The organism is Paenibacillus sp. 2TAB19, from assembly GCF_052115185.1.
Classification (GTDB): Bacteria; Bacillota; Bacilli; order Paenibacillales; family Paenibacillaceae; genus Pristimantibacillus.
The window spans coordinates 87521-111629 of record NZ_JBFRGE010000007.1 but is presented as its reverse complement, the minus strand read 5'-3'; the positions used below and the strand labels follow the sequence as shown (position 1 = coordinate 111629).

19 protein-coding genes are annotated in these 24109 nt (G+C 49.4%); 5 read left to right on the top strand and 14 right to left on the bottom strand.

What is annotated here, in order from left to right:
- Positions 1–199: 199 nt before the first annotated feature.
- The 6 genes from AB4Z33_RS04985 to AB4Z33_RS04960 all read right to left on the bottom strand — a co-directional run bounded on the left by AB4Z33_RS04985 (position 200) and on the right by AB4Z33_RS04960 (position 6557).
- Complete coding sequence (locus AB4Z33_RS04985) at positions 200–1705, bottom strand: DHA2 family efflux MFS transporter permease subunit (RefSeq protein ID WP_442048865.1); 1506 nt, start codon at positions 1703–1705, stop codon at positions 200–202.
- Positions 1706–1805: 100 nt separating this feature from the next.
- Positions 1806–3056: a M20 metallopeptidase family protein gene (locus AB4Z33_RS04980; protein WP_442048864.1), complete on the bottom strand. Its 1251-nt coding sequence runs from the start codon at positions 3054–3056 to the stop codon at positions 1806–1808.
- Between the two features lie 8 nt (positions 3057–3064).
- Entirely contained in the window at positions 3065–4393 is a 1329-nt protein-coding gene (locus tag AB4Z33_RS04975; RefSeq protein WP_442048863.1) for an LLM class flavin-dependent oxidoreductase, read from the bottom strand.
- Complete coding sequence (locus AB4Z33_RS04970) at positions 4393–4926, bottom strand: GNAT family N-acetyltransferase (protein ID WP_442048862.1); 534 nt, start codon at positions 4924–4926, stop codon at positions 4393–4395. Before AB4Z33_RS04970 ends, AB4Z33_RS04975 begins: the two co-directional genes overlap by 1 nt.
- Before the next feature lie 225 nt (positions 4927–5151).
- Positions 5152–5445 carry a hypothetical protein gene (locus tag AB4Z33_RS04965; protein WP_442048861.1) on the bottom strand — a complete coding sequence of 98 codons (294 nt, stop codon included), beginning with the start codon at positions 5443–5445 and terminating at the stop codon, positions 5152–5154.
- Between the two features lie 107 nt (positions 5446–5552).
- Positions 5553–6557, bottom strand: a complete 1005-nt coding sequence (locus tag AB4Z33_RS04960; RefSeq protein ID WP_442048860.1) for a glycosyltransferase — start codon at positions 6555–6557, stop codon at positions 5553–5555.
- A 107-nt stretch (positions 6558–6664) separates the two neighbouring features.
- Here AB4Z33_RS04960 and AB4Z33_RS04955 point away from each other — a divergent pair, with 107 nt between their 5' ends.
- On the top strand, positions 6665–7927 hold the full coding sequence (locus AB4Z33_RS04955) for a glycosyltransferase family 2 protein (protein ID WP_442048859.1): 1263 nt from the start codon (positions 6665–6667) through the stop codon (positions 7925–7927).
- 213 nt (positions 7928–8140) lie between these two features.
- Here the strand turns inward: AB4Z33_RS04955 and AB4Z33_RS04950 are convergent, their stop codons facing one another.
- The gene (locus AB4Z33_RS04950; protein WP_442048858.1) at positions 8141–8323 is read right to left on the bottom strand and encodes a hypothetical protein; all 183 of its coding nucleotides are present in this window, start codon (positions 8321–8323) and stop codon (positions 8141–8143) included.
- Positions 8324–9092: 769 nt separating this feature from the next.
- On the opposite strand from AB4Z33_RS04950, the gene AB4Z33_RS04945 reads away from it, so the two are divergent.
- Positions 9093–11417, top strand: coding sequence for a glycosyltransferase (locus AB4Z33_RS04945; protein ID WP_442048857.1), 2325 nt, complete (start codon positions 9093–9095; stop codon positions 11415–11417).
- Entirely contained in the window at positions 11408–12157 is a 750-nt protein-coding gene (locus AB4Z33_RS04940; RefSeq protein ID WP_442048856.1) for a sulfotransferase, read from the top strand. The genes AB4Z33_RS04945 and AB4Z33_RS04940 overlap by 10 nt, the downstream gene beginning before the upstream one ends.
- Before the next feature lie 55 nt (positions 12158–12212).
- Here the strand turns inward: AB4Z33_RS04940 and AB4Z33_RS04935 are convergent, their stop codons facing one another.
- The 7 genes from AB4Z33_RS04935 to AB4Z33_RS04905 form a co-directional block, all read right to left on the bottom strand.
- On the bottom strand, positions 12213–13262 hold the full coding sequence (locus tag AB4Z33_RS04935) for a glycoside hydrolase family 88/105 protein (protein ID WP_442048855.1): 1050 nt from the start codon (positions 13260–13262) through the stop codon (positions 12213–12215).
- Between the two features lie 13 nt (positions 13263–13275).
- Positions 13276–14568, bottom strand: coding sequence for an ABC transporter substrate-binding protein (locus tag AB4Z33_RS04930; protein ID WP_442048854.1), 1293 nt, complete (start codon positions 14566–14568; stop codon positions 13276–13278).
- The gene (locus AB4Z33_RS04925) at positions 14565–16319 is read right to left on the bottom strand and encodes a histidine kinase (protein WP_442048853.1); all 1755 of its coding nucleotides are present in this window, start codon (positions 16317–16319) and stop codon (positions 14565–14567) included. The genes AB4Z33_RS04930 and AB4Z33_RS04925 overlap by 4 nt, the downstream gene beginning before the upstream one ends.
- 153 nt (positions 16320–16472) lie before the next feature.
- The gene (locus AB4Z33_RS04920; RefSeq protein WP_442048852.1) at positions 16473–18137 is read right to left on the bottom strand and encodes an ABC transporter substrate-binding protein; all 1665 of its coding nucleotides are present in this window, start codon (positions 18135–18137) and stop codon (positions 16473–16475) included.
- A 33-nt stretch (positions 18138–18170) separates the two neighbouring features.
- Positions 18171–19040: a carbohydrate ABC transporter permease gene (locus tag AB4Z33_RS04915; RefSeq protein ID WP_442048851.1), complete on the bottom strand. Its 870-nt coding sequence runs from the start codon at positions 19038–19040 to the stop codon at positions 18171–18173.
- Positions 19041–19053: 13 nt separating this feature from the next.
- Positions 19054–20016 carry an ABC transporter permease gene (locus AB4Z33_RS04910; RefSeq protein ID WP_442048850.1) on the bottom strand — a complete coding sequence of 321 codons (963 nt, stop codon included), beginning with the start codon at positions 20014–20016 and terminating at the stop codon, positions 19054–19056.
- Positions 20017–20234: 218 nt separating this feature from the next.
- Positions 20235–21785: a response regulator transcription factor gene (locus tag AB4Z33_RS04905; RefSeq protein ID WP_442048849.1), complete on the bottom strand. Its 1551-nt coding sequence runs from the start codon at positions 21783–21785 to the stop codon at positions 20235–20237.
- 114 nt (positions 21786–21899) lie between these two features.
- Between AB4Z33_RS04905 and AB4Z33_RS04900 the strand changes: the two genes are divergently transcribed.
- Together AB4Z33_RS04900 and AB4Z33_RS04895 are read left to right on the top strand one after the other, a co-directional pair.
- The gene (locus AB4Z33_RS04900; RefSeq protein WP_442048848.1) at positions 21900–22607 is read left to right on the top strand and encodes a response regulator transcription factor; all 708 of its coding nucleotides are present in this window, start codon (positions 21900–21902) and stop codon (positions 22605–22607) included.
- Positions 22585–24057, top strand: a complete 1473-nt coding sequence (locus tag AB4Z33_RS04895) for an ATP-binding protein (protein WP_442048847.1) — start codon at positions 22585–22587, stop codon at positions 24055–24057. The genes AB4Z33_RS04900 and AB4Z33_RS04895 overlap by 23 nt, the downstream gene beginning before the upstream one ends.
- Positions 24058–24109 lie beyond the last annotated feature (52 nt).

The following is a 24109-nucleotide window of genomic DNA, read 5'->3' as shown; positions in this document are numbered from 1 at the left end:
AAGCTTACGGGCTATATGGGCTCTAAACGTTGGAAAATAGACATTTTGAAGTCGTTACGGACTGAGATAGCTTTAATCGCGTACCAAACCAGTAATTACTGTTGAAATTGGATTATTACGGCCCTTTCGGTCCATAATGATCTCAAAATGAATCGTATGCCATAGATAGAGACGTCTCTGTCCTCAATGGTTGTTCATTTCACTCTGCTCGTTCGTACTTAGAAGCTGGCGAAGAGTGGATTGTGGATACCGGCAGCCGTCTGCCAAGCAGCAGCCCAATCGGAATGCCGAGTGCGACGATAATGCTCGATACCAGAAACACATCATGAATACTGAGCATAAGCGCAAGGCGATAAGGGGCGGTTCCTTCGACCGAGCCTCCCAACGCCGCCTGATGAACCTCCATTCGCCAATAATACAGCGAGGTGCAGACGCCAAGCGCCATCGCGCTGAACACCTGCCTCAGCCAATTAAGCAATGCCGATGCATGTCCCAGCAATTCCGGAGGAACAGACGACATGCTTGCGTTGGTCGCCGGCGTCGAAGCGAGTCCGGTTCCGATATTGCGGACCCCCATCCAGAGCATAATGGCGATCAGACTTGTCTCCGGGCGCAATCCGCTGAAATAATAGGTGCTGACGAACAATATGAAACATCCGATCATAATGAGTTTCGCAGGACCTAGTTTTCCATACCATTTGCCCGCTGCGAAGGTGGCAGCGGTTAAGCAGCCGGCAGCAGGAAGGAAGAGAAGACCGACCTTGAATGGCGTCAGACCTTTCAGTTCGACCAGAAACAACGGCATGAAATAAACGACGGCATATAGTCCGAACGACAAAATCAACGATGCGGCAAGACTAAGCGCAAAACTAGCGTTGCGCAGCAGCCTAAGCTGCAGAAGAGGATGCTCGCTGCGCCGTGTCTGCCGAACGAAGCCAACGATACAGCAGGTACCGGCCAGCAACGTTGTCCAAGTGAGTACGCTGCTCCAGCCCCACTCGCTCATATTCCCGAACAGCAGCAGCAAAGCCAGACTTCCGCCGGAAGCAAGCAGCAAACCTCGCCAATCGAGCCTTGCAAGACCATTCGGCTGATCCTTCGGAATAACAGCTGCACCCGCGGCCCATGCAATGATCCCCACCGGCACGGTCACTAAAAAGATAAGATGCCAGTCGAAGCTTTGCAGCCAACCGCTCAATGTTGGGCCAATCGCCGTACCCAGCACAGTGGAGAACGACCATACGCTTAGAGCGAAGGTCTGCTTTTCTTTGCGGATTGTCCGATAAATCAGAGCCAGCGAAACCGGTTGAATGAGTCCGCAGAATAGCCCTTGTATAATACGAAACACGATCAGTGCTTGAATATTCCATGACAAGGCGCACAGCAGCGAGCTCACCGTAATTCCCCCGATCGCGAATAGGAACAACCGCTTGCAGCCAAAACGTTCCATCGCAAAACCGCTGATCGGAATCACGATGCCGCTGGCGAGCGTAAAGCCGGTTATCATCCACTGGACGGTGCGCAGCTCCGTGCCGAATATATGAATAAAGCCGGGAAGCGACACGTTAAGCGAGACCACATGATACATGCCAACGAAGGAACCTATGAATATCGCGGCGAGCACCGGCCAGAACGCCGGATACGGTGTTGGCTTCTCCTGTATGTACTTTTCCTTCTGGATACCAAGCAGTGCTCCCAACTTCATTCCTTCTCTCTATTTCATTCTTTACTGCGGCTCCGATTAAAAATAAAACACCGACGGCCGGCAAAGCTGCCGGACTGTTGGTGTTAATGAGCGGTACGGGCTAAGCCGTTTCTATTCCTGCAGCGAGCTGAACGAATAGTCTTACGCCGTGCACAAGCACTGCTTCGTCTAGATTGAACTTAGGGGTGTGCAGCCCCTCTCGGATACCAAGCTCCTCATTGCCGCACCCAAGCAGAATGAACGCCCCAGGCACACGGTCAAGATACCAGCCAAAATCCTCTCCAGCAAGACTTGGCGCGTGAAGCTGGATCACCTTCTCCTGCCCGAGCACAGCCGCTCCGGCGCGGACAACATCATACACGGCCTGCTCGTCATTAACGACGGCAATCCCCTCGCGAAAGACGATCTCAAAGGAGCCGCCGTATGAAAGAGAAGCCGCTTGGGCATGCCGTTCCAGCCCGCCCTTAATCGCGGCGACCGTCGTTTTGCCGAATGCTCGGAACGTACCTGTTATCACGCTCTGCTCCGCAATCGCGTTAATGACTGTTCCGGCGCGCAGCGTTCCGAAAGCAAGCACGGCCTGTTCCAACGGATCGATGTGATTCGCCATCATACTATTCACCGCGGCAATAAAGGCTGCCGTCATTTGAATCGCGTCAACGGCGAGATGAGGCGTGCTGTGATGCCCGTTCCTTCCATGAAACGTCACGTGAAAATGAGAAGAGGCCGCCATCGCGTAATGCGAATGGATGCCAAGCGTTCCCGCTTCAAGCTCCGGCCATACGTGAAGCGCGTAGCAGCGGTCAACCCCTTCCAGGATACCCGCTTCAAGCAAATCACGTCCGCCCGAGAGCAACCTTCCATCCAGCGGACTCGGAAGCGCGCCCTCTTCGGCCGGTTGAAAGACGAACCGGATTTCGCCTGCGAAGCTCTCCCTATACGCGGCCAGCGTCTTCGCGGCGCCAAGCAGCATCGCCGTATGAGCATCATGGCCGCAAGCGTGCATCACGCCATCGACAGACGATTTATAATCGAAATCATTCAGCTCCGAGATCGGAAGCGCATCCATGTCCGCACGCAGCACAATCGTTCGGCCGCCTTCCAGCCCGCCGCGAAGCACGCCGACAACCCCTTTGCCGAAATGGGGACCTACGTCTAAACGAACGTCGATCCCCCACTCCTCCAGCAATTGCGCCACGATGCCAGCTGTACGATCCGTGCTGTACAGCAGCTCGGGATGGCGATGCAAATCGCGCCGAACGGCGACAAGCTCGTCTTGCAACGTACCGGCGAAGGCAAGCATCTCGCTAAGTGCCTCTTCCCCGAGCCTTACGATACCCGTCTCCCTCATACGCAACGTCACACGTGCTCGGCCGATTTCGTATACCGGTTTGCCGGTATCGGCAGCCCTAGATTGCCGCGCAGCGTATCTTCCTCGTATTCGGTGCGGAACAAGCCGCGCTCCTGCAAGATCGGCACAACGTGCTCGATGAAATCTTCAAGTCCGTGCGGCACGGATGAGCCGACCATAAATCCGTCGGCGGCGCCGGCTTCGAACCATTGCTGTACCCGGTCTGCGACTTGCTCCGGCGTGCCGATGAAGACCGGGCGAGGCGTCGCTACTGACAGCGCTACCTGGCGAAGCGTCAAGCTGCGCTCTTTGGCAATCTGTTTGATTTTGTCCGTGGTGCTTTGGAAGCTGTTGCGGCCGAGCTCGCCAAGCTCCGGGAACGGCGCGTCCAGATCGTATTGGGAGAAGTCATGATGCTCGAAGTACCGTCCGAGATAGAGCAATGCGTTAGCCGGCGATACGAGATCGACGACTTCCTGATATTTGCGTTCCGCTTCCTCTTCCGTACTGCCTATAACCGGTCCGATGCCTGGGAACACCAGCACATTATCCGGGTTTCGCCCGAATGCTGCCGCCCGGCGCTTAACGTCTTCATAGAAAGCGACCGCTTCCTCTAAAGTCTCATGACCGGTGAAGATCGCATCTGCTTGCTTCGCGGCATAATCTTTGCCGACTTCGGAAGCGCCTGCTTGAAAGATAACCGGCTGCCCTTGCTTCGAGCGGGCGATGTTAAGCGGACCTTTGACCGAGAAAAACTCCCCTTCATGATTCAGCGCATGCATTTTGGCAGGATCGAAGAACACGCCTGCCTCTTTGTCGCGAACGAAGGCGTCATCCTCCCAGGAATCCCACAAACCGCGCGTTACTTCCACATATTCCGTCGCGATACGATACCGCCTGCTATGGTCGGGATGCTCCTTCTTACTGTAATTGAGCGCGGAGCCCTCGAGCGGCGAAGTCACGATATTCCATCCGGCCCGGCCCCCGCTGATCATGTCCAGCGATCCGAACTGGCGTGCAACGGTGAACGGCTCGCTGTACGAGGTGGACAACGTGCCAACCAGTCCGATCCGCTTGCTTACCGCCGCCAGTGCACTCAGAATGGTCAGTGGCTCGAACCGGTTCAGGAAATGCGGAATCGACTTCTCGTTAATATAAAGACCGTCGGCAATGAAGGCCAGATCGAACATGCCCGCCTCCGCCTTCTCGACCCATGATTTGTACAGCTCGAAATTAACGCTTGCATCGGACGGAATGTCCGGATGTCTCCATAACGAAGTGCTGCTGCCGACACCGTGAAGCATAGCGCCGAGCTTCAATTGTTTACGTTTAGCCATTACACATTACYTCCATTTGTTGTCGATGCTGTTGCTTCAACGCGATTATTGACGACCTTACGAAGCAAATGCATCGTCCCATCGCCGTTGCCCGAATCGAATGATCGAATGCTTTCATAACCTCTTCGCTCGTACATCGGCAGCAGCCACGGATGCTTCTCGGCTGTTCCGAGCGTCACTCCCGGGGCACCAAGCTTATCGCGAATAATCGAATCCTCCACCCAAGTAAGCAGCTTATCTCCGTACCGTTTGCCCTGCTCGCTGGGATGGACGGCGAACCATTTGATAAACGGCAAATCCGTTATCTCCTTTACCTCGCCGCCCTTGGATAACGTAACCGTTGCGACGATTATGCCGTCAGCCTCCAGCACATAACATTCATTTTGCGTGATGTTATCCCGTATTTGAGCCAGATCGGCGTTCGCCGCCGGCCATTGCAGCTTAAGCTCCCTAATAAGCGAATAGGCTTCATAGATGACTTCATGCAGACGCTGCGCATCCTCTACGCCGGCTTGCCTGAACAATTCACTCACAACATCACCCTCCACATTCCAATGTATATAATTCCTATAATATTAGTATGAAATAACATACTACTAATGTAGCATCTACTGCGCAATCGCACTAATAGACTTTTTCTATCGTTCAATTGAATATTCCTTTAGTGCGCGATTATAATAAAAAACTCCTCATACGGTAGACAGGTTTTCCTATTTCACCTGTCTGCCGTATGAGGAGCATTTGCCTTACCTTTGCCATTATTCAAAGAAACCAAAAAACGGAAAAATCCATAACACAGGAATTAAACCGATCCAGACCGCTGCCTTGAACTTGCGCTTATGATACAGAATCCAGCTCGCGACCGCCGTGCCGATATACGCGAGAGGGAACAGCCAAATGGCAACCATCGACACGGTCTGAAGGCCGCTTATATCTTCGATTTGATCGGCCATAAGCATCGTCATGAGCACATAAAACGCCCAAAACAAGGTACAAAGGGCAAATACGATTTGCAAAGCAAGCAAAAGCAAAGCCGTTGCGGTATTTTTCATAGGTAACACACCTCTTTATCAATTGTAAGGCTGATTCCTTCACTCTATTTTATCGGCAATCTTAGCGTAAAGTTTATTCATATAAGCGTCAATAAAAAAGATGTCTTCTATAAGGACTCAAGCAAGCTTTGCACGGCATCGCCGCGTCTTTCCCACGTATTCTCAAGGGCATACTTCATTCTAGAGGCCGTATCGCCAGGGTCTTTAAGCCGATAGGTTACAGCTTCTATGAACGCTCCATGAGAAGAGACGACATCGACTAGCGGAGCCATTCGCTCGCATTCGGGAAGCGYGGTTGACACGACCGGCTTGCCCGCGGCCAGATATTCGTACACTTTAACCGGATTAACGGATAAAGTGACCGGAGTAATTCGGAACGGCAGCACACATACACGGAAATCGCGAATAAACGAAGCCAGTTCATGATGCCTCTTGAGACCCAAAAATCGAAGATTGCTGTTGTTATTCGGTAATATAAATTTTTTCCCGAATTCCGGGCCGACAATTACGGTTTTGATTCCGCGTATGTGCGACAACCTCCGAATGATTGCCTCGTCTAACCATGGAGCCCATGCTCCGACGTATCCTACTTGATCTCCTTCTACTGGCTGAGCGCCTATCTTCGGGGTATAAGGCAGGTGGAGCTGCATCTGCGGGTCGTATGCGTTCCGAATGAGTGCGGTATTTTTCTTCGGGAACCATCTCCGTATTCGCTCATACAAACGTTCCGATGAGCAAACGACAGCCGTAGCACGGTTGATCATCGCAGCTTCATGCGTGAGCCACTCACCCAAATCGTCCGTGCAGTCGTAAATGATCCAGTCCGGCGTGTAATCCTGCCTAATAGCCGAGGACAAATTCGGAAGAATACACCACACTCCAATTGAACCTTGCCGGTGCTTGTACAATGAAGGCCATTCATTCCGCAGCCAATGTTCATGATGATGGACAACGAATAAATTAGGCTCAATTTCCACCACTACTGGGGAGGTTCTTGTCTTGTTGCAATAGTAAACGGTATGTCCCCGTTTGGCCAGCTGGCTCATTAAATGCTGCGGTCGCTGCTTCATCCAATTCCAATCCGCAGTAGGCGGATATATGATGATGCTCATATCGTCGAGTCCTTCCCAATAAAGTGATAACCATCTATGGGTAAACGTCATATCCTATATCAGACGCAGCATCGTGTTCCGTATTAAAGGAGGCCGTTCAACCCTCTATGCTTGTATTCGTTCTAGACTCGAAGAACATTGCGGCTGCCAAACAAACAGAACGCAGTCTGCAGTCGGTTATCCCTGATTGCTCATGCGTCCTTATCGAATTTGATTATGCCATTCAAATGAACCGTATCCTTGCTGAGTACGACGAGCCTTTTTTTGCTACGCTTTTTGCGGGGGAGCAGTTGGTGCCAGGCTTTGAAAACCAATTAGAGCACTGGATATCATGTATGTCCGATCGTGATGCCGGAATCGCAATTATCGATGACGCTCCGCCACGAGGTCCCTTATTTTGGCTAACGAAGGCTGTGAAATCCGGAATGTCTCCACTATTCAGGACTAGCGAGCTTCTTCCGTTTGAGAGATATGTGCTATTGGATAAGCAATATGAGCTAGAGGGAATGTGGGAATTCCAACTCCGCAAATCGAATAAATGGCTGCCGAGGCCCAAAAGCAACGAGCGCTGGCGAAAGCTCGAAAGCGAAGAGAACTTCATCCTTCCTATTCTACAAACGAAGCATTGCGAGGAACCGCCTGCGATTCTTCCCCTCATAACTGTCGTCATCTGCACGTTCAATAATGCCGATTACTTGCTGTGGGCGGTACGCACCGTTTGCAAGCAGACCTATCGAGCATGGGAAATCATGATTGTGGATGACGGTTCAACGGACGGGACTCATGAAAAATGGCTGGCTGGCCCGTTTGCATCGCATCCCAGAATACGTTTTACGAGAAACGAAACAAACAATGGAAAAGCATTCTGCTTGAATCAGGCTCTGCTTGCCGCTAATGGACAATGGCTGCTCGAGCTTGACTCGGATGATTGGCTTGATCCGACCTGCTTGCAAACGCTAGCCAATCAAAGCGACCTATCGCCTGATGCCGGAATGATCTATGCTGACCATATGAATTGGCAGGAACGGCGGGACAAAAGCTTAGTGCTAAACGCACCGCAATATGACCAAGGCCAAATGACGGTGGAAAAATTGCTTCGTGACGCTCTTCCTCTCGCGCCAAGAATGTACAGCATGAAAGCCTTAAGCGCTTTAGGAGGCTGGAGCGTTGCCGATCCCTTCCAAGGGCGGCTATACGAAGACTTTCAAATGCTTGCCCGCATTATGCTTTGCCTACCTGTATCCTACATTCCAAAGGTTCTATACCACCGTAGAATACGTTCATCAAGCATCACTCACCGTTATCCAGAAAGCTACAAAACCTGGACTCGCTGGATGCTGGATTTCATTCGTTCGGAACTAGGCCGATAGAATGCGGACAAACTCAACGTTTTGGACCAAAATAGTGGACTGTGTAATCGGAGTATTGTAACTAGGGTTGGTGACCTGCACTGTGAAAAAGCCATCGCCAACGCTTATGAGCGTACCTTGGACAAATTGGTTGGTCAAAAAGGCTTCAATGCTTCGCCCAATATAGCCTCTTAACATCTCTGTAAAAGTCATAAAACCGCTACCTCCATTTCGTTAATTTATTGCGGTAATACTGCTTATAGGAAGGAGTACTGTATCGCCTGTAGGCTCCAGGATATGCACGAAATCGACGCCAACCGCGACTACCGTTCCGGAGATATTGCCGGCGTTTGTCTCAATCGAAGCAACCACTCCGATTCTTGCTTCTAATATGGCGCGCGCTCTTTGAATTGGCACAACAAGGGCATTTAATTCCGTTGAAATCAGGTTTACCTGCCTTTCCAGCTGGCTTACCTGGCTCTGCAGTTGATTCGTTTCATTGGACAATCTTCTTATTATGGCGGTCAGTGTTCCGATTCGCCTGTTTATTCGCCCTACATACCTTACGAAACTTCTGCGCAAAGCAGTAAGCTTATTTAAAAGCGAAGATCTCCTCACTCGGGAGGTTTTCTTTTTTTCGCGCGGCTTTTTCCAGCGGCCCGTATAGCACGGAACTGCTCGAAGTCTTTTCTTGACAATATACATGCCACTAACACGCTCCTTAATGAGTTATGCTGTAAGTTTATGGATTTACAAAAACATGGGAACTTGTCTATGGCAAATTAAGCAAACAACCTATTCCTAATTAACGGCAGGGGACATATTATGGCTAAATGAGTTAGGCTTTGCGAGAAGCCGGTGCTTTTTCTTGAAAATAGTTAGAAGGAGGTCAAATCCTTTGACTGCCGGAACCATTGATTTTCGGTCCCATTATTTAAATCGCCAACAAATCTACAACGAATATATACATGGTCCGTTGTCTTCACAGTCTTTGGAATTGATGAACGTTTTAGCGGTGAAGTCTTACAAAGCGATCGTAGTTTATCCGGAGGCCGTTCTTTGGGAGCCGAATCAGCGCCCTCAGCATTTGCTGATAGAGTTGGCCAAGCGCGGATATCTTTGTTTTTTTTGCGAAGCCTCCTCCGGAACTTTCGGCTTACGGGAAGTAGAACCCAATCTGTTTGTCGTGCAAGGTGAAAAACATCTTCTGTCGGTGCTTAGAAGCCAATCCGTCATCGTTCTATGCAGTTGGCTGGTGCAGATGGCATGGGCGGATTTCTTGCCCCACAAAACGCTCTGGTACGATATATTAGACCAACTGGAGTTTTTCTCGTTGTACGACGATCAAATGGAACAAAAACATAATCAAATCGTGAAGCAGGCAGATATCGTCACATACTCCGCAACGGCTTTAAAGCGTTACGTTACTGACAGAAGCGATGCCGTATTATTGCCAAACGCCGCAAGAATCGAAGACTTTCTATCACCCGCCGTGTCCGTGCCGGAGGATCTTGCTCCCATAGTTGCCACCGGATCACCGATTATCGGCTATTTCGGAGCCGTAGAAGAATGGTTTGCGACGCATTTAGTGAAAGAGCTGGCGGCTAGAAGACCCGATTGGCAGTTTGTCATTTTGGGCCATATCGGTATCGATGAAACGAAGCTGCAAGCCCCTAACATTCATCTGCTTGGAATGAAACCCTACCGGCTGCTCGCTCAATACGGTCAGTTTTTTCGCGTCGCCATCATTCCTTTTCTAGTAAATGATTTAACGAATTCCGTCTCCCCGGTTAAATTTTATGAGTACGCCTCCCTTGGCCTGCCAATCGTATCAACCCCCATTTCCGAGATTCTGCCATACCAATCCGACTGGGTATTTGCTGCAAGAAATATCGCCGGCTTCGAGGCCGCGATCATGAAAGGGTTAAAACCAGAAGTTGCACGCCAGGCGAAGGAAGCTGGAAGGAGATTAGCCAGTCAGAATCAATGGGCTGCTCGTGCCGACCGCATTGAAGAGCTTTTGCTCAGCCGGCCTTCCGTTTGGCAAGCATTCGCAAACTATAATTCAACCGGGAAAATTGCCGTTATGGCAACAACCTTTTTGGACTTTGAAGGCGATAAATTTTACTCCGGCGGAGCGGAAAGATATCTGATCGATTTGTCTCGATTGTTCGAGCAAAAAGGGTATTCGTTAACGATCTATCAATATGGGAATGATCCGTGGATACGCAGGTTTCGGGGAATAGATATCGTCTCTTTGTCCAGAGGCGGGCAGCACGCCAAAGAATTAAGCATCGGCGTAGTGAAAATGTATAGCCGGTTATTTCATGAACAGACGGCTGAACGGTCTCTTTTGAACGTCTATTCCGCATTCTTCAATGCATGGCCATACGAAATAGGGCAATCAAGCATTGGCATTATTCATGGCGTTGCATGGGATAACCCCGCAAGTTGTTATGCGGACGGCTTCTCGTTCTGGGAAACGAACCGTCGGTTTATCGAGGGGGCAAAGCTTTGCGGCAGGCTGGTTTCGGTAGATAACAATTCGGCAAACTGGTTTCAAACCATAGACTATACCCTTCGCAACAAAATGAAAGTAATCGCGAATTATGTTGATCCGGCTGAGTTTTATCCCCATTCGGATTCTCAGAAGTCGGAGGATAGAATCGTTATTTTATACCCCCGCAGACTTTATCATGCCAGAGGACTTCAGCTTGTGTTGCAAGTTATCGACGAAATTCTAATCAAATACCCGCAAGTGGATTTTCATTTCTGCGGACAGGGCGAATCCGACGATATCCGCATGGTCAAGATGAAAATGAACCGTTGGCCGGGACGGATCAAACACTATACGCTTCCTTTCGATAAAATGTCCGAGGCTTACAACCAAGCGGATATTTCCTTAATCCCTACGCTGTACAGCGAAGGAACGAGCCTCTCCTGTCTGGAAGCCATGTCTTGCGGCAATGCCGTTATCGCAACCAGAGTCGGCGGGCTGTCCGATCTTGTCATTCACGATTATAACGGGTTATTGATCGAGCCCCATGCACATGCGCTAAAAGAAGCCATTGCGGACTTAATCGAAAATCCTTCCAAGCGGGCTTTATTCAAACAAAGAGCGCAGTCCGTTTCACAAAGCTTTTCCAAACAAAGCTGGGAACGTCAGTGGTCAAAATTAATCGATTCGCTGCTCCGCGACAAACAAAACCTTCGCGTCGCGAACGGGAAAAGCCTTTTGATCGAAATTTATTTGTCCAGCTACCCGCAATCCGACGGCATAGTCAAAACGATCATTCGGCTCTTGAGCGAAGGGAATCTCCTTTATATCAAATTGAAAGACGGATCGGCGGCAGTGCGCCGCTCCAGCTTTGGTCGATTGCAATGGATGAGCTGGGATGAAACGACTCATTCGGCTCCCGATATAGTCATTAGCGATAGATCTGCCCATGCGGAATTGCCGCTCGCCGTTCAAGCCTTGTTCAATGAAGAAGGGGAACTGGTATGGATGTAATTATATCCGCTTTGACGCAACGAACGGGGTCGACGCTGGTGCAACGCATTTTCAATTGTCGAAAGAATACCTTGATATGGGGCGAGCATGGGGGGATCGTATCGGAGTTTATAAGAATAGGGGATCTCGCCTCCTATTTTTCGAACGGCAGCAAAGACGAAAAACGCGATTTTTTCCAAAGCGGCAAAGATCCTAATTTATGGACAGCAAATATGACGCCTGATGAACCTTTCATTGAAGCTGCTGTCATTGAATCAATTAAAGTGCTGTTTGATCACATGTACATCCAACACCGAGATAAGCATGACCGAATCGGCTTTAAAGAAGTCAGATACGGGAAAAGCGAGCTTATGTTACTGCAAAAATGTTTTCCGGACAGTGCTATAATCCTTCTAGTTAGAAATCCCATTGATATTTGGCGAAGCGAGACGTCATATTGGGAAGACGATGCAGAGGCCTTCGGACAAATCTGGAACGAACGTGCCAAACAATACCAGGAGCTTGAGGAGGAGATGCCGGGTACCGTCCTGATTCGTTACGAGGACTTAGTCGGACGTAACGAAAAAACGCTGCAATTATTGTCGGAGCTTGCTCTTGTTTCCCTCGATGAGATTCATCGGGTGTTGTCCGTACAACTGAACAGTACGCGAAGCACCCGCCCGCAGGATGAGATCGATACCATTATACGGCTATGCAATGAGGGAATGGCCATCTTCAATTACGAACAAGAATCTTTCTGATGAACCTAAAATAAAAACCAGTTAGATCAACTGTTTTGATCTAACTGGTTTTTATTTATTCTATTTCATCCGCCGCATTATGTTTCTGATTCTCTACAGCCGAAGCCAAGAACGCTAGCGCCAACCCTTGCCCCCAACCCTGGGCCCATTTTCTGTCGATGCCGAGGTAGCCGGCGATGTCGTTCATGACCGCGGTGCCGCCAGATACGTTCAGCACGCGTCCGTTGTCCGCGATGTTGGCCAGAACGCCGTCAAGCGCCTTCTTCACATACTTCCCATGTAACGGATTGCCTTGCGTGACCATTGCCGCCGCGATACCCGCCGTAGCCGACACTTCGCCATAGGCTTCGGGGTAATCGAGCACCGTACCCCAGAGGCCGTCCTCCTTCTGCAGTTTCTTGATAGCGGCCAGTTGATCGCGCAATGAACTCCATATATGCATCATCGGAGGATACAAATATCCTTCCGGCAATATCCTTGCCGCGCGGGACATCGTATAGGCCGCCCAAGCGTTGGCGCGCGCCCAGTACATGCCGGACATATGATCCTTCTTGATATGGTTGTAGCCGTGGTACCACAGCCCGTCGTTCTCGTCCTGCAAATAGTTGATATGCCAGAAAAATTGATGCAAGGCGTCGTCGACGAGATGTTTTTTGTCGAACATAATGCCTGCGCGCAGCATGAAATACGCCGCCATAAACAGCGTGTCCGCCCAGCACTGTTCCGGAAAATCGTTTTTGGCCGATACGGTATGCTGAAGCACGCGGTCGCCGAAGCGCAGCGCTTTATTTTCCAGATAGTCAATTTTGCTGAAAATAAGCTTGGCATACTTCTCATCCTTCGTATGCTCGTACAACGTGAGCAGCATATGCCCCATCGCGCATGTGTTGACCGTCCATCCCGGAAGTCCAGCTTCGATATATTCATCCACCCAGGTTACCATCCGGTCCAAATAAGCTTGCTCGCCCGTTACCTCGAACGCCCGGCTGACGCCGTAATAGGCGACTCCGCCAGGCCAATCCCATGTCAGGTCCATACCGAACGTATACTCCGCCACGCGTCCGACGACTTGCTTCAACTCGCTTGCTTTTGCGTTAATTTTCATTTCTTTCATCTCCTCATTTTTTATTTCGCTCCAAGATAGCGTTCGCTTTCGTTCTAAATTCAGCGGCAGCCGCTTGCGGCGTTATTTTGTCGAACAGCAGCAAGTCATACAGATTGCGAAGCACCGCCGTCACTTCCCCCGTTCCGACCGGATCAGGCGGATCGATCGGGCTGCTATGCCGCTCCACCCATTCCACATATTCGAACACTTGCTGCTGCTCCGGTTCAAGGAAAGGCTTCAAATCGTCTTTCACCTTCGCGGACACCGGTACGCCACGTTCCGCCTTCATGATTTTATTGGCTTCCAGATCGTTGACGAAAAAGCTGATGAACTTAGCCGCCTCCTCCTTGTACTTCGAGTTTTTCGCCACGGAGAAAAACATGCCCGGCTTCAGGAACATGCCTTGATCTCTATTCGGACCGGGAATTGGCGCCAACTGCAGCGGTTTGCCGTATTTCTCGGCCGTTGTAATAAACTGATTGGAATAGCCCCAGCCGAGCAGCGCTCCTCCCGTATAGAACGGATCCGAATCCGATAACCGCACATCGGAATACCATATATCCGGCGAGAAAATGAGACGAGCCTTCGCCATTCTCTGCATGCGGCCGAAATAATCGATGAACAGCTCGTCATCCTCATACCCGAGCTTCGTGCCGTCGGCGGCAAACAGCGTGCGGCCGTTCTGTCTAAGATAGTAGGCAAAATACTGCTCAGGCGTAAGGTCTGTTCCGATATAAACGCCTTTGCCCTTCAATTGCTCACCCATCGCTTCAAAATCGGACCATGTCCAATTCTCGGTCGGCGGCGCAATGCCATGCTGCTTGAATACTTCCGGATCATAGACGCTGAACAGCGCGTTGACGCCCAAGTTAATGCCGAATAAATGATCCCCGATCTTGCCTCCGGACAAGTTATTATCGCTAATATGGGTTGCGTCGATCAACTTCTTGTCCATATATGGCGTTAAGTCCTCGAGTAAATCCAAGGTCGAATATTGCGCCAAATAGGAAACATCCATCTGAATGATGTCCGGCAGCGCGTTGCCGGCGGCATATGGCGCGAGCTTCTTCCAATATTCGTTAAAGCCTGTATATTCGAACTCAATATTCACATGCGGATTTTGCTTTTCGTACATTTCGATCGCCTGGATCGTCGCATTATTTCTAAAATCTCCCCCCCACCAGAACACCTGGAGCGTAATCGGCTCGTCGGATGAACGGACCGGATCAACCGTCTCCGCTCTGCCGCAGCCGAATAATAGCACAACTATCCCTAACAGCATCCCTATCCGTATAGTCGCTCTCATCCTGCTTGTACCTCCCGAGTAAGCGGCAGCATGACCAAAACTTTCGTGCCGCTCCCCACCTTGCTTTCTATTAGAATCCCATAGCTTTCTCCAAAGGCGAGCCTCATTCGATCTTGGATATTCGTCAGACCGATGCCTGAGCCTCTTGTTTCAACTTCTCCGCTAAGCACCTTGCGCAAATAATGCTCTTCCATGCCGGGCCCCTGGTCCTCGACGATTACAGCGAGCTGATCGCCTGTTTCCTGGGTATAAATACGAATGGTGCAAGGCTCGATCTGAGGTTCGAGTGCATACTGGATCGCATTTTCCAATAATGGCTGAAGCGTCAGCTTCGGTATCGGAACGTTCGCGTACCGCTCGTCTACTTCCATGTGGAAGTCGAGCCTGTGCTGGAAGCGATACTTCTGGATGGTAATATAATGCTGAACGATTTCCAGCTCTTCCGCGATCGTAATGACGTTGCGTTTCAGGCTGATCGACGAACGAAGCAAATAGCCTAGCGACACGACCATGCTCGATATTTGTCCTTGAGCGTTCTTCTTCGCCAGCCAATTGATCGAATCTAGCGAATTGTACAGAAAATGCGGATTGATCTGGGCTTGCAGCGCCTTAAACTCGGTTTCCTTAATAATGAGCTGATTCGCGTAATTTTCTTTGATTAACGTATTAATCCGGGCCATCATTAACCGGAATGTGCGCTGAAGCAGCCCGACCTCGTCCATTTGCTGAATCACGGCGCCGTGCAGACTGGCACCCATGTTTTCCAGGTCTCCGTACTGCACTTCTTTCATCTGGTTGATGAGCAAGCGAATCGGCTTCGTTAAGCTTCGGGCGAACAGCAGCCCGATTAAGATTACGATAATAACCGTAGCCGTAAACACAATAATCAACGTGTTTTTGAGCCACACGATTTTTTCGAAAATATGATTGTAGGGAACAACATTGTAATAGGTCCAGCCCGTATACGATGATTTTTTCTGAGATAAAAATACCGCTTCACCGTTCATATCCTTAATTTCATAACCGTCTGATTGATCTAAAGGCTGTGCGGCCTGAGCCATTTCGGGCGAAAGATTGCGGTACGGATAAACGACGCTTTGGCCGGACTTCATGATCACATCGCTGTTCTCTGAAGCAATTCCCGCGTAATCTTCAACGATCCGTTCGATATTAATGCGCAAAATGAGGAAACCAATCGGCTCGAGCGTCAAAGGCTCGTAAGATCGAACTTCCCTTACGAGAATCAGCATCGGGTCGGTATTGTCCGGATACAACCAGCGCGCGGCTCCTTTGCCTGCCGAAGCCATATCACGGATGCGCTTATACTTCTCGCCCACCAGCTCGACGGAACTGCCGTATTTGCTTACCCTCTCCTTCGTATCAACCAAGTGCACGGACTGCACGTACCGTTCGGATGTGCTTATATGCGCCCATAACCGATCAGTCATTCTCTTGCGGATGACATAACCGGTATATTCGGAGTCGTCCACAAGCAGCTCCTTCAAGCTTTGCTGTATGACCGTATCCGATAGGATGGTCAATGACATCGATTCCAGCTTCTTAAGCTCCATATCGATCGAAGAGGACGATAAGTTGAGCAGTCTATGCGATTTATCGTACAGCTGCTTATCGTAAATCGAATAAGCGTAATAGAGCGAGCTGAACGCCAGGGTAATGATGAGGATCATAATGAACGCAATGATAAAAAATATTTTCAGCTTTATGCTCATATTTCGATAGGCTTTGATCAAGCGAGTGCCTCCTTAGCATCATTCATACTTTAGGTATAACATATTCAGGAGCATACTGCGCACTCAATCTCTCATTCCGCATGATCGAAGCTGGAAGAAGAGACTGCTTGCCGAGGCTTTCGCCGCCCCGGTAAACAGTCTCTATACTGGCTATTATTTGTTCATATAACGTTCATAAGCTGCTTGATGAAGCTTAATCGCTTCGTCAATACCCATGCCTTTGATCGTTTCTACCATTTTGTCATACTCTGACACCGGCTTCGAGCCGTTTATGATTGCAGTCATCGTTTCGTTCAAGTACGTGTTAACTTGGCTCATGATGGAAGTCACTTGGCTTGCTTCGTCGATCGAAAGGCGAATCATAGGAAGCGCCAGCGCCGAGCTCTGTTTCATCCATTCCGTGTTCGCGTCTTTTTGACCTTGGTCAAACAGCAGCGCGTCCAAATATTTGCTGTCTTGGTTAATCGGACCGTCCATGATCGAGAGCGCGAATTTCGAAAGCGCTTGGTCATACGTCAAGCCGTCCGGATTTTTCGTAATCAGATCCGTAAACTTGTAAGTGTCGCCCTCTTTCGTGTAGCTCTCGCCTTCGATACCGAAGTTGAACAAATCGCTGCCTTCAGGGCTGTAGTTGTAGTCCATCCATTGAACGATATACTTCAGCTTATCTTTGTCCGCGCTGGAAGTAATCGCTTCGCCGTAAGTCAACACCTTATTTTCCATATTGAACGCCGCGTACGATTTGCCGTCCGGCGCAAGCGCCGAAGCTACGCCCGTCAAGTTGAAGTTCGGATCGGTGCCTCTCATCAAGTTAAAGTATTTGCCCATGCCGCTGAATACGCCGCCTTGATAAGATCCGGCTAAGTTATTCGTCACTTTGTAATCGAACGCTTTGCCGTCGTTCGTCATAATCTCAGGATCGACAAGTCCTTCTTGGTACCATTTCGCCATTTCCGTAAGGAAATCTTTATAACCAGGCAGGATCGGACCGAATGCTACTTTGCCGTCCTGGATTTGGAAGCCGCCGATAACGCCGAACGCAGGCGCGAAGTCATGCAGCTTCGTCAGGTTGCCAGGGCCCCAGTTGCCAGTGAACGGAAGCTCGTCGGCTTTGCCGTTGCCGTTCGGATCCTGCTCCTTGAACGCTTTCAATACCGTATGCCACTCGTCGATCGTTGTCGGCGATTTCAGGTTCAACTTATCAAGCCAGTCTTTCCGCATAATGAGGCCAGAAGTCGCATTCAGCTTCAAGGCATCCAATTTAAGCAACGGGAACATGTAAATCGTGCCGTCGTCGAGCGAAATTTGCTTCTTCACGTCCGGATCGGAATCGATAATTTTTTTCAGGTTCGGCGCATATTGATCAATCAGCTCGTTCAGGCGGATAATGCGGCCGTCATCGATCATTTTCTCAGGTCCGCCGACAGCATCTGCCCAGTTATAATAAATCACGTCCGGCAAATCTTTCGTAGCGATCAGAAGGTTGAACTGATCCTTTTGCTGTCCTAGCGGCGGATGCGTAAACTCGGCTTTGATCCCGGTCAGCTCTTCTTTCTTTTTATAGCTGGCCATTTCACCGAAATTTTGCAAAGAAGCCGTCAGCTTGCCGTCGTTAGCGCGCCAATAATCGATCGTGAACGATTCGTTCGTAATCGGAAGCGGAATTTCAGTAATCGCTTCTTCCTTAGGCGCCTCCGTACCCGCCGGCGTATTGCCGTTATTGCCTGTGTTTGATCCATTGTTGTTTCCCGAACATGCCGACAAGATGCTAAGCAGCACCATGGAGCTCACAAGAATTAACCCCGCTTTTTTCTTCACAGTGAATCGCCTCCAAGTAAAGTTTGAAATTATTTATTGTTTCACGGCACCGATTAAAGCGCCTTGAACAAAAAATCGTTGGATGAACGGGTAAACAATCATAATCGGCAGCGTCGAAATAATGATCGTCGCGTACTTGATGTTTTCCCCGATCGCAAAGCCTGTGTCCGCTCCCGCCCCCATCGCTTCCGTACTGCTGCTAATGAGAATATCGCGCATGACGATTTGGATCGGATACAGCTCTTGACTGCGCAGATAAAGCATCGGATTCACGTAATCGTTCCAATGATCAACCGCGTAATACAGCATCATAACCGCAAGAATCGATTTGGACAGCGGAAGCACGATGCGGAACAGAACAGTGATGTCATTGGCTCCGTCAAGCTTGGCCGATTCGATCAGGCTGATCGGAATCGACTCGAAGCTCGTCTTCATAATAAGGAAATAGAAGGTACTGATTGCGCCTGGGATAAGAAGCGCCCATCTCGTGTCGACAAGACCGAGATTTTGCACGAGCAGGAAAGTCGGAATCATGCCGCCGCCGAAAAACATCGTAAATGTAATCATCTTCATAAGCGTCTTTCTGCCCATTAGATCCATACGGGAAAGCCCGTAAGCGGCAAGCGAGGTCATAAACAAGTTAATTGTCGTTCCGACCACAACGTATATAAGCGTATTGAGATATCCGGTGTAGATCTTAGGATAATTGAACACGAATTTGTAAGCTTCAAGCTGGAAGCCTTGAGGCAGCAGCATGAGCGAACGCGACCGAAGCATTTGATCCGGATCGCTGACCGATGAGTTAAGCACGTACAGCATCGGGTAGAAGCACAGTGCTATGACGAAACATAGCAGCAGGATGTTGACGGTATCGAATACATATTCGCCTGTTGAGCGTTTCATAGGCTCCTCCTATTTACCAGAGACTTGTGGAATTCACCTTGCGGCTAATCGAGTTCGCTAGCAATAGCAGCGAGAAGTTAATGACACCGTTAATGAGTCCGATTGCTGTCGAGTATGTGTAATTGCCTTCCAGAATGCCTGACCGATAGACGAAGGTCGATATGACGTCGGATGTCTCATAGGTTGGCGCTGTTTGCATAAGCAATATTTTTTGGAAATCGGAATTCATCACTGCGCCTAGACGTAGAATCAGCATGACGACAATCGTTGGCAATATACCCGGAAGCGTAATATGCATTAATTGCTTCCAGCGCCCCGCACCATCCATCTTCGCCGCTTCGTACAGCTGCGGATCGATGCCGCTCAGCGCCGCCAGGAAGATAATCGACGCCCAGCCCGCACCTTGCCAGATGTTCGACAAAATGTACATCGGTCTGAACATATCCGCTTCCGCTAGGAACATGACCGGCTGAAGATCGAAGAAGCTTCTAATGACGTTGAACAAGCCGCCGTCAAGCGCTGAGAACGTTTTCAACATACCGACTACGACTACAACCGATATGAAGTGAGGCATATAGCTGACTGTTTGCACCGTGCTCTTGAACCACTTCAATCGAACCTCGTTCAGCAGCAGCGCCAATATAATCGGGGCAGGGAAGCCGAACACAATACTATAAAAGCTGAGAATAAGCGTATTTTTTATAATTCGCCAAAAGTAATAACTTTCGAAAAACATCGTAAAGTTGTCGAACCCGATCCATTTGCCTTCCATAATGCCCTTGATCGGACTGTAAGACTTTTGAAACGCCATCAGGAGGCCGTACATCGGTCCATAGCTGAAAATGAAGTAGTAAGCGACAACCGGAATTAACATGAGGTATACATATTTATTCCGTATGAGTTCCTTTTTGATGAAGGATAATGTGCTTGTCTTCGCCTTTGCGCTCTTGTCTGCCAGCTGTTGCTCCAGCTCCATCGGGTAACCCTCCATCCTTCGTGTTAATTAATTAATTAATGATTACGCTTACTACTATAACCGCTTCAACTGACGATGCCCATGTCCATTTCCGATGCCTTTTTGTTCAAAACCGTTGCTAAATTTCCGTTGAAAAAAATCCGACATTGGCTTAATCGGAAAAAAAACACCCTGCAATCCGTCTAAATACGGATGCAAGGTGCTTCTATGCGTATCGATTATAAAGGTGATTTCCGGTATTCGAATGGCGAAAAACCGGTATACTTCTTGAATATTTTGCTGAAATACGAATAATTTTCACCGAAGCCCGACGCTTCGGCCAACGATGCAATCGTCAAGTCGCCTCCGCGCTCGATATGCTCCAGCGCCTTCTCGATCCGGATGTTCATGACGTAATTCGTAAACTTTTCGCCGGTTTCCTTTTTGAACATTTTGCTGATGTAATCGGGATTCATATAAATTTCGGCAGCAATCGTCTGCAGCGTCAACGTTTCGTCGCTGTATCTCTCCTGCACGATCTGGATCACGCTTTGCACCATTTGAGACTGCTTGCGGCGGTTGCGCTCATAACGGTCCAGCGTAATTTTGCGGGCGATCGTCATGACAAACTGCTCGAACGACTGCAGCGTGCTGCCTGCGATTAAACCCGGCAGCTTGTCCAAATAACCTTTCATCTGTGCGGGAGAGCATATACGAATAATTTCCATGAAGATTTGGATGAGATACGATTTCGTTTCCTCGATCWCATATCGAAGCTCGGACAGCTCCCCGAACATTCGCTTCAGCTCAAGCTCGGCGTCCGCCCAGTGGCCCGCCTTGATCGGCATCGACAGCCGCTCCGGATCGTATTCGAAATCCCGCTTCTCCGCATCCTCCGGAACGGAAATATCGCGTTCCGTAATTAAGCTGCCTTCACCAAGGTAGAACCGGTGATTGAGACAAGCAAGCGTATGCGTGTACAACCGCCTCACATGCGCGAGCTCGCCGGGCTCGCTCAGCGCGGCCGTTAGATCCAAACGGTAATATTTCATAAAGGTGGAGCGGATCGCGTCGATTTTCTCGAACAATTGCTCCTCGCTAAGCTCGTCCTCCATCAGCAGCAGCACATGGCCTCCTACCGTCGAGCTTAAGACCGGATTTTGAAATACGTCCTCGGCAATGTTTTTGACCGCAAACAAATGCTCGTACTCGTACTCGCCTTCGATTTCCGCAAGCAGCAGCCGAACGCGCTGGGTTTGAAACTGAAGACCGAACAATCGGCCGAAATATTGCCATTCCATAACGCCGTACGTTTTGTTCGTGACGAGCTCCTTCAGAAATTGCTCCTTCGCATGAGGCAGCACGCGCTCGAGGCCGTACTTAATCGATTGCACGAAATGGTCGTTGTCATCCTTTTCCCGTCGCCGCTGCACGACTTCCTCGAGCGCTTCCATTAGCGCTTCCTCGCTGCACGGCTTCAGCAAATAATGATTGACACCGTGCTGCATGGCGGTCTTCGCATAATCGAATTCGGAGAAACCCGTTAGCAAAATAAACGATATATCCGGATTAAGCTCCCTTACCGCTGCTACGAGCTGCAAGCCGTCCATTCCCGGCATGCGAATGTCGCTAATAATAATATCCGGCGGGTCGCGCTTCACGAGCTCGAATGCCTCGACTCCATTTTGCGCCGTACCAATTAATTGCGTACCGCATGCTTCCCAATCTACGACCGAAGCAATACCGTCTAATATAATAAATTCGTCATCCACTAAGAGTACCTTATACATCGCTACACTCCACTTTTCCAGACATACACCATTTATACTAGAAATGAGTGATAGATTTCAAGTTTCAGGGATGATAGACTGTTTTGTAAATTGGGAGAATGGATCGGTGAATCAATGAACGAAAAAATTATGGTCATCGAAGACGAAAGAAACATTGCGGATGCCATCGCATACGCCCTAAGAAGAGAAGGATACACCGTCCAGGTAGTTGCTCATGGATCAGCAGCGATGGAAAGCGTATATGCGTTTCGTCCGGATGCCATCATTTTGGATGTGATGCTTCCCGGCATGGATGGCTATGACATTCTGAAGAAGCTGCAGGATAAAGGGCGCATCGGCGTGATCATGCTGACAGCCAAAGAGGATATCATCAACAAAATTTTGGGACTTGAGCTGGGAGCCGACGATTATATCACGAAGCCCTTCGATATGCGGGAGCTGCTTGCGCGTTTAAAGTCCTTGCTTAGAAGAATGCAGGCCGCAGGAGAGAAACAAGAGCTTGACGAAATCAGGCTGGGCGGAATCGTGCTGCATAGGAGCAAACGAGCGGCTTTGGCCGGCGACGAGAAGCTGGACTTGACACCGAAAGAATACGATCTGTTGGCACTGCTGATTGCCAGCCCCGACAGAGTTTATACGAGAGAGCAGCTTTTGGATTTGGTCTGGGGAATGGATTATATTGGCGGCACGCGCACCGTGGACATTCATGTGCAAAGGCTTAGAAAAAAGCTAGGATCCGATAATAACGATATCATACAGACCGTACACGGCATCGGTTATAAAGCGATGGGAGGATACCGTGAGAATCAGCATAAAAATTAAATTCAGTATTTTTTTGGCTATCCTATTGCTTCTTACGGTGTTCGTCCTAAGCTTGCTCGTGCTGGAAGGCATCAAAAAAAATCAGCAGGCGGAGATCGAGCAGTATTTTGCCCAGCAAGCGACAACCGCAAACGTCTATTTGATCCAGACCATTATGRCCGAGTCGATCAAAGTGCCTCAAACGTTTCTTGCGTCGAAAGGCAAGGATTTTGCAGAGCAATTAGAATTAATAAGCGGGCAATCGGTCGTGTTGTACGATCAGCAAGGAACCATTCTTAATAAAGACAGACCGAACGTTGCAACAGGCAGCATGAAGAAAACGTTAGCCTTTGCCCTGAACAATAAAACGGCCTATCTCACGGAAAAAGAATCGCTGTATTACATGACCCCGTTAAGCGCGGGCAATGAGCAGATCGGCGTTGTGCAGTTCAATTACTCCTTATCGAAGAACCTGGCTTTTTACACTCAGATCAAGCAGCTGTTTATTTATATCGGGACGGGCGTGTTTTTACTCAGCTTTATTTTGGCTTATATTTACTTTAATTCGTTTGCCGGCGGCATCATCAGACTTAACCGCACGGTGGATCGGATTCGGGACGGGCAGTTCACAGCAGACACGCTCTCGCGAAAGGATGAAATCGGTGAATTGAGCGAAGGCATCCGGGYCATGAGCGAGCAAATTATGCGAACCATCCGGGATAAGGACCAGGAACGGGAAAAATTAACGCTGGCGGTCCATAAATTATCTCTGCTCGATAAGCAGCAAAAGCAGTTTATCGGCAACGTTACCCACGAGTTCAAAACACCGTTAACGTCCATTAAAGCCTATCTCGATTTGCTTGACATGTACCCGGACGATGAGGAGCTGCTCAAAACAGCGAAAGCCAATATCACAAGCGAAACTCGGCGGCTCTATGAAATGGTCGAAAAGGTGTTGCAATTGGCATCGCTGGACAAATACGATTTCGAATTCATCAAGGAAAAGATCGATGTGCGGCAAGCGATCCAGCTCGTGCTGAACAGCCTGCAAGGGAAGCTGGATAAGTTCGGCATACGACTGGAGACGGAATTAACCGAAGCTTATGCGGAAGTCGACAAAGACTGCTTGACGATCGTTCTTGTCAATCTTATGGATAACGCCATTAAATATAACAAACCAAAGGGCCTTATTGGGGTAAGGAATGAATGGAAGGATGGTCAGGTTATCATTGAAATAGCCGATACAGGCATTGGCATCCCGGAAGACGTAGCGCACAAAATTTTCGAGCCATTCTACACCGTCGACAAAAACAGAGCCCAGGAACATGGCGGCGCCGGTCTTGGGCTTTCTCTAGCCACAAAGGTTGCGGAATCGCAAGGGGGCTCTATCGAGCTTGTGAGCACCGATTCGGCAGGAACCGTATTCAGAATCTCTTTCCCGGCTTATGGGCCATCGGAATTGGGTAACTAAAATTAACATATTCGATGCTTTTGTTTACATCTTGGAAACATTCGTTTGCAGG

Coding starts and splice junctions, on each gene's coding strand:
- AB4Z33_RS04985 (WP_442048865.1), bottom strand. CDS start 1,705: ATGAAGTTGGGAGCACTGCTTGGTATCCAGAAGGAAAAGTACATACAG.
- AB4Z33_RS04980 (WP_442048864.1), bottom strand. CDS start 3,056: ATGAGGGAGACGGGTATCGTAAGGCTCGGGGAAGAGGCACTTAGCGAG.
- AB4Z33_RS04975 (WP_442048863.1), bottom strand. CDS start 4,393: ATGGCTAAACGTAAACAATTGAAGCTCGGCGCTATGCTTCACGGTGTC.
- AB4Z33_RS04965 (WP_442048861.1), bottom strand. CDS start 5,445: ATGAAAAATACCGCAACGGCTTTGCTTTTGCTTGCTTTGCAAATCGTA.
- AB4Z33_RS04955 (WP_442048859.1), top strand. CDS start 6,665: ATGCTTGTATTCGTTCTAGACTCGAAGAACATTGCGGCTGCCAAACAA.
- AB4Z33_RS04940 (WP_442048856.1), top strand. CDS start 11,408: ATGGATGTAATTATATCCGCTTTGACGCAACGAACGGGGTCGACGCTG.
- AB4Z33_RS04935 (WP_442048855.1), bottom strand. CDS start 13,262: ATGAAAATTAACGCAAAAGCAAGCGAGTTGAAGCAAGTCGTCGGACGC.
- AB4Z33_RS04930 (WP_442048854.1), bottom strand. CDS start 14,568: ATGAGAGCGACTATACGGATAGGGATGCTGTTAGGGATAGTTGTGCTA.
- AB4Z33_RS04915 (WP_442048851.1), bottom strand. CDS start 19,040: ATGAAACGCTCAACAGGCGAATATGTATTCGATACCGTCAACATCCTG.
- AB4Z33_RS04910 (WP_442048850.1), bottom strand. CDS start 20,016: ATGGAGCTGGAGCAACAGCTGGCAGACAAGAGCGCAAAGGCGAAGACA.
- AB4Z33_RS04900 (WP_442048848.1), top strand. CDS start 21,900: ATGAACGAAAAAATTATGGTCATCGAAGACGAAAGAAACATTGCGGAT.